At 71.0% G+C, this 15,197-nt stretch carries 11 protein-coding genes and 2 pseudogenes; 12 read left to right on the top strand and 1 reads right to left on the bottom strand.

All coding sequences use genetic code 11. The features are described from left to right. Positions 1-302, bottom strand: a pseudogene (locus tag QZ483_RS13595) (ornithine cyclodeaminase family protein); the annotation flags it as partial. 3 nt (positions 303-305) lie between these two features. On the opposite strand from QZ483_RS13595, the pseudogene QZ483_RS08310 reads away from it, so the two are divergent. The 12 genes and pseudogenes from QZ483_RS08310 to glp form a co-directional block, all read left to right on the top strand. Further along, positions 306-578 (top strand): annotated as a pseudogene (locus QZ483_RS08310) (porphobilinogen synthase); the annotation flags it as partial. Between the two features lie 49 nt (positions 579-627). Beyond that, positions 628-1,938, top strand: coding sequence for a glutamate-1-semialdehyde 2,1-aminomutase (locus QZ483_RS08315; protein ID WP_297082852.1), 1,311 nt, complete (start codon positions 628-630; stop codon positions 1,936-1,938). Positions 1,939-2,292: 354 nt separating this feature from the next. Next, positions 2,293-3,693, top strand: a complete 1,401-nt coding sequence (locus QZ483_RS08320) for a nitrate/nitrite transporter (protein WP_297082854.1) — start codon at positions 2,293-2,295, stop codon at positions 3,691-3,693. Positions 3,694-3,695: 2 nt separating this feature from the next. After that, positions 3,696-5,894, top strand: a complete 2,199-nt coding sequence (locus QZ483_RS08325; protein WP_297082856.1) for a molybdopterin oxidoreductase family protein — start codon at positions 3,696-3,698, stop codon at positions 5,892-5,894. After that, positions 5,891-7,420, top strand: coding sequence for an FAD-dependent oxidoreductase (locus QZ483_RS08330; RefSeq protein WP_297082859.1), 1,530 nt, complete (start codon positions 5,891-5,893; stop codon positions 7,418-7,420). Before QZ483_RS08325 ends, QZ483_RS08330 begins: the two co-directional genes overlap by 4 nt. Before the next feature lie 3 nt (positions 7,421-7,423). After that, positions 7,424-9,997, top strand: a complete 2,574-nt coding sequence (gene nirB, locus QZ483_RS08335) for a nitrite reductase large subunit NirB (protein ID WP_297082860.1) — start codon at positions 7,424-7,426, stop codon at positions 9,995-9,997. Beyond that, a complete protein-coding gene (gene nirD, locus QZ483_RS08340; RefSeq protein ID WP_297082862.1) occupies positions 9,994-10,392 on the top strand; it encodes a nitrite reductase small subunit NirD in 399 nt (132 codons plus the stop codon). The genes nirB and nirD overlap by 4 nt, the downstream gene beginning before the upstream one ends. Continuing rightward, positions 10,389-11,609: a uroporphyrinogen-III C-methyltransferase gene (gene cobA / locus QZ483_RS08345; protein WP_297082864.1), complete on the top strand. Its 1,221-nt coding sequence runs from the start codon at positions 10,389-10,391 to the stop codon at positions 11,607-11,609. Before nirD ends, cobA begins: the two co-directional genes overlap by 4 nt. 11 nt (positions 11,610-11,620) lie before the next feature. After that, complete coding sequence (locus QZ483_RS08350) at positions 11,621-12,736, top strand: uroporphyrinogen-III synthase (RefSeq protein WP_297082867.1); 1,116 nt, start codon at positions 11,621-11,623, stop codon at positions 12,734-12,736. Beyond that, the gene (locus QZ483_RS08355) at positions 12,733-13,419 is read left to right on the top strand and encodes a sirohydrochlorin chelatase (RefSeq protein WP_297082869.1); all 687 of its coding nucleotides are present in this window, start codon (positions 12,733-12,735) and stop codon (positions 13,417-13,419) included. Before QZ483_RS08350 ends, QZ483_RS08355 begins: the two co-directional genes overlap by 4 nt. Continuing rightward, the gene (locus QZ483_RS08360) at positions 13,400-14,215 is read left to right on the top strand and encodes a HesA/MoeB/ThiF family protein (RefSeq protein WP_297082872.1); all 816 of its coding nucleotides are present in this window, start codon (positions 13,400-13,402) and stop codon (positions 14,213-14,215) included. Before QZ483_RS08355 ends, QZ483_RS08360 begins: the two co-directional genes overlap by 20 nt. Then, positions 14,208-15,197: gephyrin-like molybdotransferase Glp (gene glp / locus QZ483_RS08365; protein WP_297082874.1), on the top strand; the 990-nt coding region annotated here is incomplete at its 3' end. The genes QZ483_RS08360 and glp, both read left to right, overlap by 8 nt.

The raw sequence follows: 15,197 nt of genomic DNA on the forward strand, positions 1-15,197 counted from the left end.
CGCTCGATCGGAAAAACCCGCGTGAGCGCGTGCACCTGAGTCACCGCCTGGGCACCGCAACCGATCACTCCGAGGGTCCGGCTGTCAGGCTTGGCGAGGATACAGCTGGCAATGGCCGAAACCGCGCCTGTCCGCAGAGCGGTGGTGAAGGTCGCGTCGAACATGCCCGAAAGGTGGCCCGTGAGCGTATCGAAAAGGTAGATCGAGGAGAGGATCGTCGGGAGGGCGCGAAGGCGCGGGTTGGTCGGGTGGTAGGCCACCATCTTGACCGCGGCATGTCTCCCGCGAATGAAACGGGGCATCCCCTCGACGAGGCCGAGGGCGCGGACATCCTCATGGTCAAGCCCGCCTTGCCCTCCCTGGACGTGCTCGCTGACGTCGCCGCCGCATCGGCCGTGCCCGTCGCCGCGTACCACGTGTCCGGCGAGTATGCGCAGATCGAGGCTGCCGCGGAGCGCGGCTGGATCGATCGCCGCGCGGCACACCTCGAGGCCGTCACCAGCATCGTCCGCGCGGGCGCCGACATCGTGCTCACCTACGCCGCGCTCGACATCGCCGCGTGGCTCGACGACGACTGAAACGAACCGAACGACACCGCGGCGCCCACAGCGTCACCAGGAGGCACCCGTGACCACCTTCAGCGAGCGAGCCGCAGCCATCCTGCCCGGCGGCGTCAACTCTCCCGTGCGGGCGTGGAACGGCGTGGGCGGCGAGCCCACCCCGCTGGCGTCGGCACATGGGTCGCGGGTGACCGATGCCGAGGGGCGCGAGTACGTGGACCTCATCGGCTCGTGGGGCCCCGCGATCCTGGGCCACGCGCACCCGACAGTGGTGCAGGCCGTGCAGGAGGCGGCGGCGGCGGGGCTGTCGTTCGGCGCGACCGCCACCCGCGAGGTCGAGCTGGCCGAGGAGATCCGCGGCCGCTACGCGCCGGCCGAGCGCGTGCGCCTGGTGTCGACCGGCACCGAGGCGACCATGACGGCGATCCGCATCGCGCGCGGCGCCACGGGCCGCGACGTCATCGTGAAGTTCGCCGGCTGCTATCACGGGCACTCGGACTCGCTGCTGGTCGCGGCGGGATCGGGGCTGGCGACCGCAGGAGTGCCGGACAGCGCCGGCGTTACGAAGGGTACTGCGGTCGACACGCTGGTGCTCCCGTACGGCGACGAGCAGGCGCTCACCGACGCGTTCGCGGAGCACGGCCAGTCCATCGCCGCGGTCATCACCGAGGCGGCGCCGTGCAACATGGGCGTCGTGCAGCCCCCGCGCGGCTTCAACCGGCTCATCTCGACGCTGTGCCGCAACGAGGGCGCGGTCATGATCCTCGACGAGGTGCTCACCGGCTTCCGCGCCGGGCCGTCCGGCTACTGGGGAGTCGAGCGCGACCAGGACCTCGCGGCCGGGGTCGAGCCGTGGCAGCCGGATCTGGTGACGTTCGGCAAGGTCATCGGCGGCGGCATGCCCGTGGCTGCGGTCGGTGGTCGGCAGGACCTCATGGAGCAGCTCGCCCCGCTCGGGCCGGTCTATCAGGCGGGCACGCTGTCGGGGAATCCGGTCGCGGTCGCAGCAGGCCTGGCGACCATGCGCCTGCTCACCGAGGACGTCTATGCGCGGGTGGCCGCCGCCGCGGACCGGCTGGCCGGGGGAGTGAGCGGCATCCTCGCGGACGCCGGCATCACTCACGCCGTGGGACGCGCCGGCACTTTGTTCTCGATCTTCTGGGGCCTGGCCGATGCGCCCGTCACCTTCGAGCACGTGTCGCGCCAGGACACGGCACAGTTCGGGCGCTTCTTCCACGCGATGAACGCTGCGGGCGTCTACCTGCCGCCGAGCGCATACGAGGCGTGGTTCGTGTCGCAGGCGCACTCCCCGGCGGACCTTGACCTGGTCCTCGACGCGGTGCGGGCGTGGGCCGCAGCGGAGTCCGCCCGGGCCTGACCTCGCGCGCCTGCCGCGCCCAGAGCGCCATCTCACGCGGACGTACCCGCGCACGTGAGGCTGGCGATACGGAGCCGTGCGAGCCGGTTCCCGCGACGCCGTGCCTGATGGAAGCCGTTCTACGTGGCGAGATGCGTGGTTCTCACACGTCGCATCGTCGCCCCGCAGAAACCCTCACATTCCTCCGTCGCCAGACGTGAGAAAGAGTTACCCCACCCTTCACATAGCGACGAGTCAGGTGAAACAAACCCTCCCTACCTTGATGACTGTTCGATGGTGCGCTGTGCGGAGCGCCGGCCAAGGATGGCACGGACATCACTCACTTGATGCACGAATGAACCCTGGGGAGGGGTTATGACGGTTCAGGACAAGGCAGGCGTCTCCGACGTCGAGCCGGGCGTCATCGGCAAGGGCCGATGGATTGAGCGCTGGACTCCCGAGAACGAGATGTTCTGGGAGGCCACGGGCAAGAAGATCGCCTTCCGCAATCTCGTCTTCTCTATCGTCGCCGAGCACATCGGCTTCTCGGTCTGGCTGCTGTGGTCGATCGTGGTGGTCCGCATGTACGGCACCTTCGACGACTCGGGCGCGCTGGTCACCGCCGGCGCCAACGGCTGGGCGCTCACCGCGTCGCAGGGCCTCACGCTGTTGGCCGTGGCCTCCGGTGTGGGCGCATTCCTGCGCATCCCCTACACGTTCGCGGTGCCGATCTTCGGCGGCCGCAACTGGACGGTCATCTCCGCGCTGCTGCTGCTGGTGCCGACGCTGGGCCTCGCCTGGGTGGTCGGCCAGCCCGACACCCCGTTCCCGGTGCTCGTCGCTATCGCCGCGACTGCCGGCTTCGGTGGCGGCAACTTCGCCTCGTCGATGGCGAACATCTCGTTCTTCTACCCCGACAAGGAGAAGGGCTGGGCGCTGGGCCTCAACGCGGCCGGCGGCAACATCGGCGTCGCGGTGGCGCAGAAGCTCGTCCCGATCGTCATCGGCATCGGCGGCATCGGGCTCGCGATGGCCGGTCTGGTCTATGTGCCGCTCGCCCTCGCCGCAGCCATCCTCGCGTTCCTGTTCATGGACAACCTGCGTGAGGCCAAGGCGGACCCCAAGCCCACGGCACGCTCGCTCCAGCACGGCCACACCTGGCTGATGGCTTTCCTGTACATCGGCACCTTCGGCTCGTTCATCGGCTACTCGGCCGCGTTCCCGACGCTGCTCACCGTGGTCTTCGAGCGTCCCGATATCGCGCTCGGCTGGGGCTTCCTGGGTGCGCTCGTCGGATCGCTGTCACGCCCCTACGGCGGCAAGCTCGCGGACCGCTTCGGCGGCTCGATCATCACCGTGTTCGCCTTCGTCGCGATGGCGATCGCCGGCTATTCCGCGGTGCTCGGCGTGCAGCAGGAGAACCTGGTGATCTTCTTCGCCAGCTTCATGGCGCTGTTCGCCCTCACCGGCATCGGCAACGGCTCGACCTACCGGATGATCCCGTCGATCTTCAACCGCCTCCGCGAGGACAAGGGCGACGGATCCGAGTCCTCCTTCCTGGACTTCAAGCGCCAGGCTGCCGGCGCGGTGGGCATCATCTCCTCGGTGGGAGCCTTTGGCGGGTTCGCCATCCCGTTCGTCTACAAGTGGTCGCGCGAGACCTTCGACGGCTCGATCGTCCCCGCGCTCCAGATCTACGTGGGCGTGTTCCTGTTCATGGCCGTCCTGACGTGGGTGTTCTACCTGCGCAAGGGCGCCCGGATGGCGAACGTCTGATCGTGTCCGCATCGCACGGCACGGCGTCGCCCGAGAACACCTCGGGCGACGCCGTCGCGACCCACTGCCCCTACTGCGCGCTCCAGTGCGCGCAGACCCTCACGGTCACGCCCGGCAAGCGGCTGCCCCTCGAGGTCGCAGGTCGCGAGTTCCCCACGAACAGGGGAGGGCTGTGCCAGAAGGGGTGGACCTCGGCGGAGGTCCTGCGGGCTCAGGATCGCATCACCTCGCCCATGATCCGCACCGCCGACGGCGGTTTCCGCGAGGCGAGCTGGGACGAGGCCCTGGGCCTCATCTCGACGCGCATCGAAGAGCTGCAGGCGAGCCACGGTCGCGAGTCCATCGCGATCTTCGGCGGCGGCGGCCTCACGAACGAGAAGGCCTACGCGCTGGGCAAGTTCGCGCGCACCGTGCTGCGCACGCCGTTCATCGACTACAACGGCCGCTTCTGCATGTCCTCGGCCGCGGCGGCCTCGAACCGTGCGTTCGGCATGGATCGCGGACTCGGCTTCCCGCTGGCTGACTTGGGCGGCGCCGATGCGGTGCTCGTCCTGGGGTCGAACATGGGAGTGACGATGCCTCCCTTCGTGCAGCACCTGGCCGGGTCGCGCGAGCGCGGCGGGCTCATTGTCGTGGACCCGCGCGAGACCGTCACCGCGAAGCTCACCCACGGCGACAAGGGCATCCACCTCGCCCCGGTGCCCGGCACCGACATGGTGGTCCTGCTCGCGTTGACTCACGTGCTCATCGCGGAGGGCCTGGTCGACACCGACTATCTCGAGCGCCGCACCCGCGGCTTCGACGCCGTGCGCCGCTCGGTCGCCGGGTGGTGGCCCGAGCGCGCCGAGGGCGTGTGCGGCATCGCCGCGGACGAGCTGCGGCGCACCGCGCGGCTCCTCGCGAAGGCGTCGCCCAGACACGGCGGTCGCGGCGCCTATGTCCTCACCGGTCGCGGCATGGAGCAGATGAGCCAGGGCACCGCGTGCGTCACCGCCGCCATCAACCTCGCGCTGTGCCTGGGCCTCGTGGGCCGTCACGGATCCGGGTTCGGTCCGGTCACGGGGCAGGGCAACGGCCAGGGCGGCCGCGAGCACGGCCAGAAGTCGGACCAGCTGCCCGGCTACCGGATGATCACGGACCCCGCCGCGCGCGAGTACGTCGCCGGCGTGTGGGGCGTGGACCCGGAGTCGCTGCCCGGACCCGGCGTTCCCGCCGTGAAGCTGCTGGACTCGCTGGGCCGCGAGGACGGTCCGCAGGCCCTGCTCGTGCACGGCAGCAATATGGTGGTCTCGGCGCCCAACGCGGACGCCGTGATCGAGTCCCTCAAACGCCTCCAGCTGCTCGTGGTCGCGGACCTCGTGCCCTCCGAGACCGCGCTGCTCGCGGACGTCATCCTCCCGGTCACGCAGTGGGCCGAGGAGGAGGGCACCATGACCAACCTCGAGGGCAGGATCATTCGCCGCCGCAAGGCCGTGGACGCTCCCGGCGAGGCGCGCTCCGAGCTGTGGATCCTGGGAGAGCTGGCGCGTCGCCTAAGCGTCTACGAAGGGTTCCCCGAGGACCCCCGCGTCGTGTTCGACGAACTCGCCCGCGCATCGGCCGGTGGCAAGGCGGACTACGCCGGCATCACCTACGAGCGCCTCGACGCGGGCGAGGAGCTGCAGTGGCCCTGCCCCGCGCCGGACGCCTCGGGCAAGGCTCATCCCGGCACGCCTCGGGTATTCCTCGACCGATTCCCCACCCCCGACGGACGCGCGACCATGGTCGCCGTTGACCACCACGCGCCCGCGGACGACGTCCGCGCGGGAGCCAGGACCTACTTGGTCACCGGCCGCGTGCTGCAGCACTACCAGTCGGGTGCGCAGACCCGCCGCGTCGAGGAGCTCAACGCCGCTCAGCCCGAGCCCTTCGTGGAGCTGCACCCGCTGCTCGCGGACCGCATCGGCGTCGCCGAGGGCGAGGACGTCATCCTCACGACCGCGCGCGGCGAGGCCGTCGCGCGCGCCGTCCTCACCGAGGGCATCCGCCCCGACACCGTCTTCATGCCGTTCCACTGGGCGGGCGCCGGAAGCGCCAACCGCCTCACGAACGACGTCACAGATCCCATCAGCGGGATGCCGGAGTTCAAGGTCACAGCGGTCGCCATCGCGCCCGCCGCATTCCCCATCACCACTGTTGAGGAAGGGGTGAACGCACGATGAAGGTCGTGGTCATCGGCAACGGCATGGTCGGCTCGAGGTTCGTCGACGACCTGGTCTCGCGCGACGCGTCCGCTCAGGTGACGGTCCTGGGCAAGGAGACGCACGAGCCCTACAACCGCGTGCTTCTCTCGAGCGTCGTGGCAGGAAAGACGGCTCCCGATGCGCTCGCGACGCTCACGACCGACTCGGATCGTGTGCGCACTCTCCTGGGAGTCTCGGCTGTCGCAGTGGACCGGGGGGCCATGACGGTCACGGACTCCACCGGCGACGTCCACCACTACGACCGGCTGGTGTTCGCGACCGGCTCGCAGGCGCGCATCCCTGGCATCCAGGGCATCGCGACCGACCGCGGGCTGCTCGAGGGCGTCAGCGTCCTCAAGGATCTGGATGATGCCACCGGGATCGTCGCCGCGATCCCCAAGGCGCGTCGGGCCGTCGTGCTGGGCGCGGGCGTGCTGGGCCTCGAGGTCGCGACCGGGCTGGCCTCGCGCGGCCTCGCCGTCACGCTCGTGCACCACGCCGACCGCCTCATGGAACGCCAGCTGGGCAGCGCGGCCTCGTCGATCGCGACCGGCTCGCTGCAGCGCCTGGGCGTCACCGTGGTCACCGAGACGTCGGTGGCGAGCGCGCGCGACTCCCGCGGCGCGGTGAAGTCCGTGACGCTGACCGACGGCACCGAGATCCTCACCAACCTGCTGGTGATGTGCGCCGGCACCATCCCCGAGACCGCCCTGGCACGCAAGGCCGGGCTGCCGTGCGACCGCGGCATCATGGTGGGCGAGGACCTGGCGTCGCCCGCGGACCCTGCGGTCTTCGCGATCGGCGACTGCGCGCAGCCGCCGGAGGGCGGCTCTGGGCTGGTCGCGCAGGGCTGGGATCAGGCCAAGCGGCTGGTCGCGGCGTGGACGGCCGATGCGGTGGCTGAGTCGCGCGTCGACGCGGTGGTCGAGAGCGCCGACACCGCCGAGCTGGACGTCACCAATGTGGTGCGGGTGAAGGCCTCCGGGCTCGACGTCGTGACCATGGGGCTGTCGGGCAAGTTCGAGCACGGCGAGCGCGAGCTGCGCGCCGTCCGCATGGCTGACCCGGCAATCGGCCGCTTCGTCGAGGTCGTCGTGTCGCACGGACTGCTGGTGGGAGCCACCATCGTGGGCGACAAGCAGTGCGCCACGGAGCTCGGCTCGATGTACACGCGCATGCTGCCGGTGCCCAGCGACCCGGCGCACCTCATCATCCGCCCCCTCGCGAACGCAACGCGCCCTGCTGCGGTCGCGGTCGAGGACATGGGGCCTGATCACACGATCTGTCAGTGCAATGCGGTGCCCAAGGGGCGCATCGAGGAAGCCGTCGCGGACGGCTGCTCGAGCGTCGAGGATGTCGCTCGCGCCACCCGCGCGGGTACGGGCTGCGGTGACTGCCGATCGCTGGTGGGCGACATCATCCGCAGGTGCGGCACAGCAGACGCCGCAGATCAGAAGGTTCCCGCTCTCGCGGGCTCGGCCCCTGTTGGAACAGTGGAGGGATAGGTCATGTCGGACACGAAGAAGATCGTCGTCGTGGGCGGCGGCATGGTGGCGCACCGATTCGTCGAAGCCATGCGCGATCGCGACACGGACGGCCAGTACTCGGTGACCGTGCTGGCGGAGGAGCCGCGCGCGCCCTACGACCGCGTCGCGCTGACCAGCTACTTCACCCACAAGGACCCCGACGCGCTGGCCCTGGGCGACCCGTCGCTGTGGGAGGACGAGCTCGTCACCCTCGAGCGCGATGCCCTCGTCGAGTCGATCGACCGCGAAGCGCACTCTGTCACTGACCGCTACGGACGCGAGCACGGCTACGACCATCTGGTCCTCGCCACGGGCTCGTACGCCTGGAGCCCGCCCGTCGAGGGCAGCGACCTGCCCGGGGTCTTCGTCTACCGCACGGTGGACGACGTCGCCGAGCTGCGCCGCTACGTCGAGGATCGTTCCAAGGGTCTGGGCCGCCCCGTGCGCGGTGCCGTGATCGGCGGCGGACTGCTGGGCCTCGAGGCCGCGGGCGCGCTGCAGGAGCTGGGCGCCACGAGCACCGTGATCCAGTTCGCCGACCGCCTGATGAACCTCCAGGTCGACGAGGGGGGCGGCCAGGCGCTGACCCGCCTCATCGAGAAGCTGGGCGTGACGGTCAAGTGCAACACGGCCACCACCGCGATCAAGCCGGGCAAGGACGGCAGCGCCGGCAGCCTCGAGTTCGCCGACGGGGGCTCGCAGCTGGTGGACGTCGTGGTCTTCGCGACCGGCGTGCGCCCGCGGGACGAGCTGGGCCGCACGGCGGGCCTGGACATGGGTGAGCGGGGCGGCGTCGTGGTCGACGACACCTGCCTCACCGCAGACCCGGACGTCAGCGCGATCGGCGAGGTCGCGTGCATCCAGGGCTCGTGCATCGGCCTGATCGCCCCGGGCAACACCATGGCGGAGATCGCCGTGGACCGGCTGCTGGGCGGCGACTCGACATTCCCCGGAGCGGACACTTCCGCGAAGCTCAAACTCCTGGGCGTGGATGTCGCGTCCTTCGGAGACGCGTTCGCGAAGACTCCGGGAGCTCTCGAGCTCACCTACGCGGACCCGGTGGCGGGCGTGTACAAGAAGCTCGTCGTCACCGACGATGCGCGCACGCTGCTGGGCGGCATCCTCGTGGGTGACGCGAGCGCGTACGCGTCGCTCCGTCCGCTCGTGGGTTCCGAGGTGGGAGGTGACCCGGCCGGGTGGCTGCTGCCTGAGGGAAGCGTCGAGCGCCCCAACGTGGAGCTGCCCGACGAGGCCGGTGTGTGCTCGTGCAACAACGTCTCCGCGGGTGCCATCCGCGGCGCCGTCACCGAGCACGGCTGCACCGACCTCGCCGGCGTGAAGGCGTGCACGAAGGCCGGCACCAGCTGCGGCTCGTGCCTGCCGCTCGTGAAGAAGATCGTGGGCACGGAGCTCGAGAAGTCCGGCATCGAGATCTCGAACGCGCTGTGCGAGCACTTCGACATGTCGCGCGCCCAGCTGTTCAGTGCGATCCAGGTGTCGGAGCTGCGCACGTTCTCCGAGATCATCGAGCGCTTCGGCACCGGCCGCGGCTGCGACCTGTGCAAGCCGGCGATCGGGTCGATTCTGGCGTCGCTGTACAACGAGCACGTGCTCGCCCAGGACCGCGCGGCGCTGCAGGACACCAATGACCGCGTGATGGCGAACATGCAGAAGGACGGCACCTACTCGGTGGTGCCGCGCGTCCCGGGCGGCGAGATCCTGCCCGAGCACCTCATCCTGATCGGCCAGATCGCCCAGGACTTCGGGCTGTACACGAAGATCACGGGCGGCCAGCGCATCGACATGTTCGGCGCGCGCCTCGAGCAGTTGCCGTCGATCTGGAAGCGGCTGGTGGATGCCGGCATGGAGTCCGGGCACGCGTACGGCAAGTCGCTGCGCACCGTCAAGTCGTGCGTGGGCTCGACGTGGTGCCGCTACGGCGTCCAGGACTCGGTGGGCATGGCGATCGCGCTCGAGCTGCGGTACCGCGGCCTGCGCAGCCCGCACAAGCTCAAGCTGGGAGTGTCCGGCTGCGCCCGCGAGTGCGCAGAGGCCCGCGGCAAGGACGTGGGCGTCATCGCCACGGATGCCGGCTGGAACGTCTACGTGGGCGGCAATGGCGGGTTCACGCCCAAGCACGCGGTGCTGCTGGTGGAGGACGTGGACGACGAGACCGTGTTCAAGGTCATCGACCGCTACCTCATGTACTACATCCGCACCGCGGACCGCCTGCAGCGCACCGCGCCGTGGCAGGAGGAGCACGAGGGCGGACTGGAGGCCATCCGCGAGGTCATCCTCGAGGACTCGCTGGGGATCTGCGCGGACCTCGACGAGCACATGGCCCGCCACATCGACACCTACGAGGACGAGTGGAAGGCCGTGCTGAACGACCCCGAGCGGCTCGCTCAGTTCACCAGCTTCGTGAACGCCCCCGATCAGCCCGACCCGTCGCTCGCGTACGTCGAGCAGCGCGGTCAGCGCCGCCCCGCGACGCAGGACGAGCGTGACTCGGGCGCCGTCCTCATCGCCCCGTCCACCCTGGAGGTTCGTTCATGACCACCGTGAGCCAGGCCGTCGACTCGGCCACCGCATCGGCCACCCGGACGGCGGTGTGCGCGTACGACCGTCTCACTCCCGACCTGGGAGTCGCGGCGCTCGTAGGCGGGCAGCAGGTCGCGATCTTCCGCCTGTCCGACGGCGAGGTCTATGCCGTGCAGAATCTGTGCCCGTTCTCCGGTGCTTACGTGCTGTCCCGCGGCATCACGGGCACGCGCGGCGACGTCCCCACGATCGCGTCTCCCATCTACAAGCAGGTGTTCTCGCTGCTCACCGGCGAGTGCCTGGTGACGATGGACAAGGAGCCCAAGCCCGGCATTGCGCCGGACTTGGCCGTCTACCCCGTGACCGTCGACAATGGCCAGGTGTACATCGACCTGGCAGGTGGCGAGTGACGGCGCTCTTTGGACTCGAACTCGGTGGCAAGGCAGTCCTGATAGTCGGGGGCGGAGGCGTCGCGGCGCGGCGCGTGCGGCGCTACGTGGGTGAGGGCGCGCTGGTGACCGTGGTCGCACCGGAGATCCATGAGGACCTCGAGCGGTCGGCGACCCACGGGGACATCGTGGTCGAGCGTCGCGGCGTGCGTCCCGACGACCTCGACGGTGTGTGGTTCGTGCTCGCCGCGACCGACGACCGGGAGCTCAACGACGAGGTGGCCCGGTGGGCCGAGGAGCGCCAGATCTGGTGCATCGACGCCTCGGACGCCTCCCAGGGATCGGCGCGCCAGGCGGCGATGTCGAAGCACGGCGACCTGGCCGTCGGAGTGATCTCTCTCGACACTCCCGACCCGGGTCGCATCCGCGCCGTCCGCGATGCCGTCGCGGCGCACCTCGACGCGGGTGAGGTCGATCTGCGCCACCACCGGCCGGGCGCCGGCAAGGTCATCCTCGTCGGCTCCGGGCCCGGCGATCCTGGACTCATCACCGTCCGTGGCCGGCAGGCTCTCGCGGAGGCCGATGTCGTGGTCACCGACCGCCTGGGCGCCACCGAGCTGCTCGTGACGGTGCCCTACGACGTCGAGGTGGTGAACGTCGGCAAGTCCCCGGACAATCACCCGGTGCCGCAGCACGAGATCAATCGCATCCTGGTGGACCGTGCTCGCGACGGGAAGACGGTGGTGCGGCTCAAGGGCGGCGACCCGTACCTGTTCGGCCGCGGAGGCGAGGAGGTGCACGCGTGCCTCGAGGCAGGCATCGACGTCGAGGTGGTGCCCGGCATCACCTCCGCGATCGCCGTGCCCGCGCGCGCCGGCATCCCCGTGACCCAGCGCGGGCTGTCGACATCGCTGCTGATCACGACGGGGCACGCGGGCGCGGATCGCGCCTCGATCGCGGCGATGGCCGCCGGCGCGACGGTCGTGGTCCTCATGGGAGTGACGGCTCTGCCGGAGATCGCTCGGGCCGGAATCGCCGGCGGCTGCGACCCCGAGACGCCGGTGGCGATCGTCGAGAACGGGACCACCGCGCGCGAGCGGATGACCCGCGGAACACTCGCGGATATTGCTCGTATCGCAGAGGAAACAGGGGTGAAACCTCCCGCCATTATCGTCATCGGTGAGGTCGCTCAGCCGGACCTGCTCGCAGGGGCGCTGGCCGCGACGCCGGAGTCGTAGGGAGGTCATCGGTGAGCCACGTGGGGGAGCCGCTCGCGGGTTGCGTGATGGTCATCACCGCAGACCGGCGCAAGCGCGAGCTCGCGGCTGCCCTGGAGCGGCGCGGCGCGGACGTGCGCTTCGCTCCGGCCCTGTCGACGGTGTCGCATCTCGATGACGCGCAGTTGATCGAGGACACGCGGGCGATCATCGCCGAACCGCCGGACGTGGTGGTGGCGACCACCGGAATCGGCTTCCGCGGGTGGATCGAGGCAGCCGATGCCGCGGGAATCGCGGAGCCGCTGCTCGACGTCTTGCGCGACGCGCGCCTCGTGGCGCGCGGTCCCAAGGCTCGTGGTGCGATTCAGCAGAACGGGCTGGAGGCCGACTGGGTCGCCGAGTCTGAGACGGCCGCGGAGCTGCGCGACTTCCTGCTCGCCGAGGGCGTGAAGGGGCTGCGCATCGCGGTGCAGCATCACGGCAACGGCTCGGATGGTCTCGACGAGGCCTTCACGACCGCCGGAGCGACCGTCCAGTCTCTCGTGATCTACGGCTGGGGCCCGCCCGTGGACCCGGAGCCGCACCGCGAGTGGATCGACCGCACCGCCGCCGGCGAGGTGGACGCCGTGCTGTTCACCTCCGCGCCGGGCGCGCAGGAGTGGGTCGACGGCGTGCGCTCCGCAGGGGTCCTCGATGCGGTGCGCCAGCGTGCTGCAGGCGCCGGGCTGGTGCTCGCGTCGGTGGGCCCCGTGACCGCAGGCCCACTCGTCGACGCCGGCCTGCAGACGTGCTATCCCGACCGCTGGAGACTGGGGGCTCTCGTGCGTGAACTTGTCAAGGACTTCTCCGAGAACACCACCTCGATCCCGACACCCGACGGGCCCCTGGTGATGCGCGCGGGCGCGGCCGTCCTCGACGGTCGCGTGCTGTCGCTCACGCCCACGGGGCTCGAGATCCTGCGGGCGCTTGCCAAGGCGGGCGGCAATGTCCTCACGCGCGAGCAACTGGGGGAGCTGCTTCCCGGCGCCCAGGCGGGCCCGCACGCCGTGGAGGCTGCGATCAACCGGCTCCGTGAGAACTCCGGCTCGCGAACCCTGGTGCGAACCGTGGTCAAGCGCGGCTACGCGTTGGCGGTGACGGCAGCATGAGCGCGATCCTCATCGGCTGCGCCCACGGCACCCGCGCGGACGAGGGCCAGCAGACCATCCGCGACCTCCTCGACGCCATCCGCACGTCGATGGACATCGAGGTCCGCGAGTCCTACGTGGACGTGCAGGATCCCAAGATCGACCAGGTGATCGCCGGCATCGACGTCGCCGAAGGCACCGCCGCCGTGGTCGTGCCGATCCTGCTCGCCGGCGGCTATCACGTGTACGTCGACGTCGCCGAGGCGGTCGAGGACCGCCCGGACGTGCGCGCGGCCAAGGCGCTCGGACCCGATCCGCGGCTCATCGACATCGTGCGGGAGCGTCTGACCGAGGCCGGGGTACCCGACGACGCGACCGTGGTCCTCGCGGCCGCGGGGTCCTCGGATCCCCGTTCGCAGGCGGACACGGCGGCCGCGGCGGACATGCTGCGCGAGCACTGGGGAGGGCCGGTGCGCATCGGCTACGCGGCCGGTCCCAGCCCGTCGGTGGCCGATGCGGTGGCGGAGGCCCGCGCGTACGGCGAGGATGGCGTGGTGGCCGTCGCTTCCTACCTCCTCGCGCCGGGGCTGTTCCAGCAGCGCCTGCACGAGTCCGGCGCGGACTACGTCACGGGGCCCCTCGCTCCTCACCACGCGCTCCTCGAGATCATCTCGGACCGTTTCCATGACGCACTCGAGCTCTGAGCGCGGCCTCGACCCGTTCGCCCGTCAGCGCGGGCTGAGCGGATTCGGCGCGGCCGGCCAGCGGGCTCTCGCTGGGGCGTCGGTCGCCGTCGTGGGGATGGGCGGTCTGGGGTGCCCGGCGGCGCAGTACCTGGCTGCGGCGGGCGTGGGCCGCCTCACGCTCATCGACGCTGACCACGTCTCGGTCACGAACCTCCACCGCCAGATCCTGTTCGGCCCCGACGCGGTCGGTCGTCCCAAGGTGCATGCGGCGGTCCGGGCCTTGCGCCTCATCGCCCCTGGGGTGGATGTGCGACCGGTCGCTGCGCGGCTCGACGCCGGCAACGCCCACGACCTGCTCGCCGGTCACGACGCGATCGTGGACGGCACGGACACCTTCACTGCCCGCCACGTGATCGCCGATGCGGCCGAGGACTTGGGCATCCCGCTCGCGTGGGGAGCGGTGCAGGGCTGGCACGGCCAGGTGACGGTCTTCACGCGAGAAGCGCGCATGCGCGACCTGTTCCCCGAAGAGCCCGGTCTCGACCTCGACACGTGCGACGGCGGAGCCGTGCTGGGGACCCTGTGCGGACAGGTGGGAGCGGCCATGGCGACCGAGGCCCTCAAGGCGGTGAGCGGTGTGGGAACGACGCTTGCCGGCACGCTCGCGGTCGTGGACGCGCGCAACGGGCGCTGGCGGGAGATCCCTCTCGCGCCCGCAGCGACGGAACCGCGTGAGCCGGCTGCGGCATCGGCCGTCGGGAGTGCACGCGCCGTTCGGGTCGGCTCCGCCCGCGAGGCGACGGCTGGTGCGTGACCTCGACGACCACGTGAGCCGCGCGCTCGACCTGGTCGAGCCAGCGCCAGCCCGCGAGGTTGCCCTCGCGCAGGCTCTGGGCCTCACCGCGGCGGCAGACCTGGCCGCGGCCACCGCCAGTCCGGCCTTCGACAACTCCGCGATGGACGGCTATGCCGTGCGAGCCGCAGACACTGCAGGGGCCTCTCCGGACCGTCCGGTCGTCCTGACGGTCGCGGGGGAGACCGCAGCAGGCGCGGCGCCGGCCGCGCTGCCTCCCGGCTCCGCCTGGCGCATCATGACGGGTGCGCCGGTACCCGCCGGCGCGGACGCGATCGTCCCGGTCGAGCACACCGATGGCGGCACGGCCCGGGTCGTGATCGCCCACCCGACAGACGCGGGCCGCCATGTGCGTCGCCGGGGAGAGGACGCGGTGCCCGGCGACGCCGTGGTCGCCGCGGGGACCGAGCTGACCGCGGCACGCATCGGCGCCCTTGCCGCCGTGGGCGTGGCGACAGCGCTCGCGGTGCCCGCACCGAGAGTCGCGATCCTCGCGACGGGCGACGAGCTGGTCGACCCCGGTGCCGACCTCGCGCCGGGGCAGATTCACGACTCGAACTCGCTGCTGCTCGCCGGGCTCGTGCGCGAGGCAGGGGCACAGCCCATCGTCCTCGACCGCGTGGGCGACTGGCCCGGTGCGCTGCTGGAGCGCCTGGAGGGCGTCGATGCCGATCTGATCGTGACGACGGGCGGCGTGTCCGTGGGCGCCTACGACGTGGTCAAGGCGGCGCTCGCGGGCCGTGGCGTCGAGTTCGCCCAGGTCGCCATGCAGCCGGGCAAGCCCCAGGGGCTCGGAACGGTGGGCGGCACGCCGATCGCGTGCCTGCCGGGCAACCCGGTGAGCGTGCTGGTGAGCTTCGCCGTGATCGTCCGGCCCATGATCGATCGGCTGGCGGGGCGTGCCGCGGCGTCGTCGGAGCAGGTCGCGAAGGCGGGCGAGGGG

The sequence above is a fragment of the uncultured Demequina sp. genome, from assembly GCF_913055775.1.
Classification (GTDB): Bacteria; Actinomycetota; Actinomycetes; order Actinomycetales; family Demequinaceae; genus Demequina.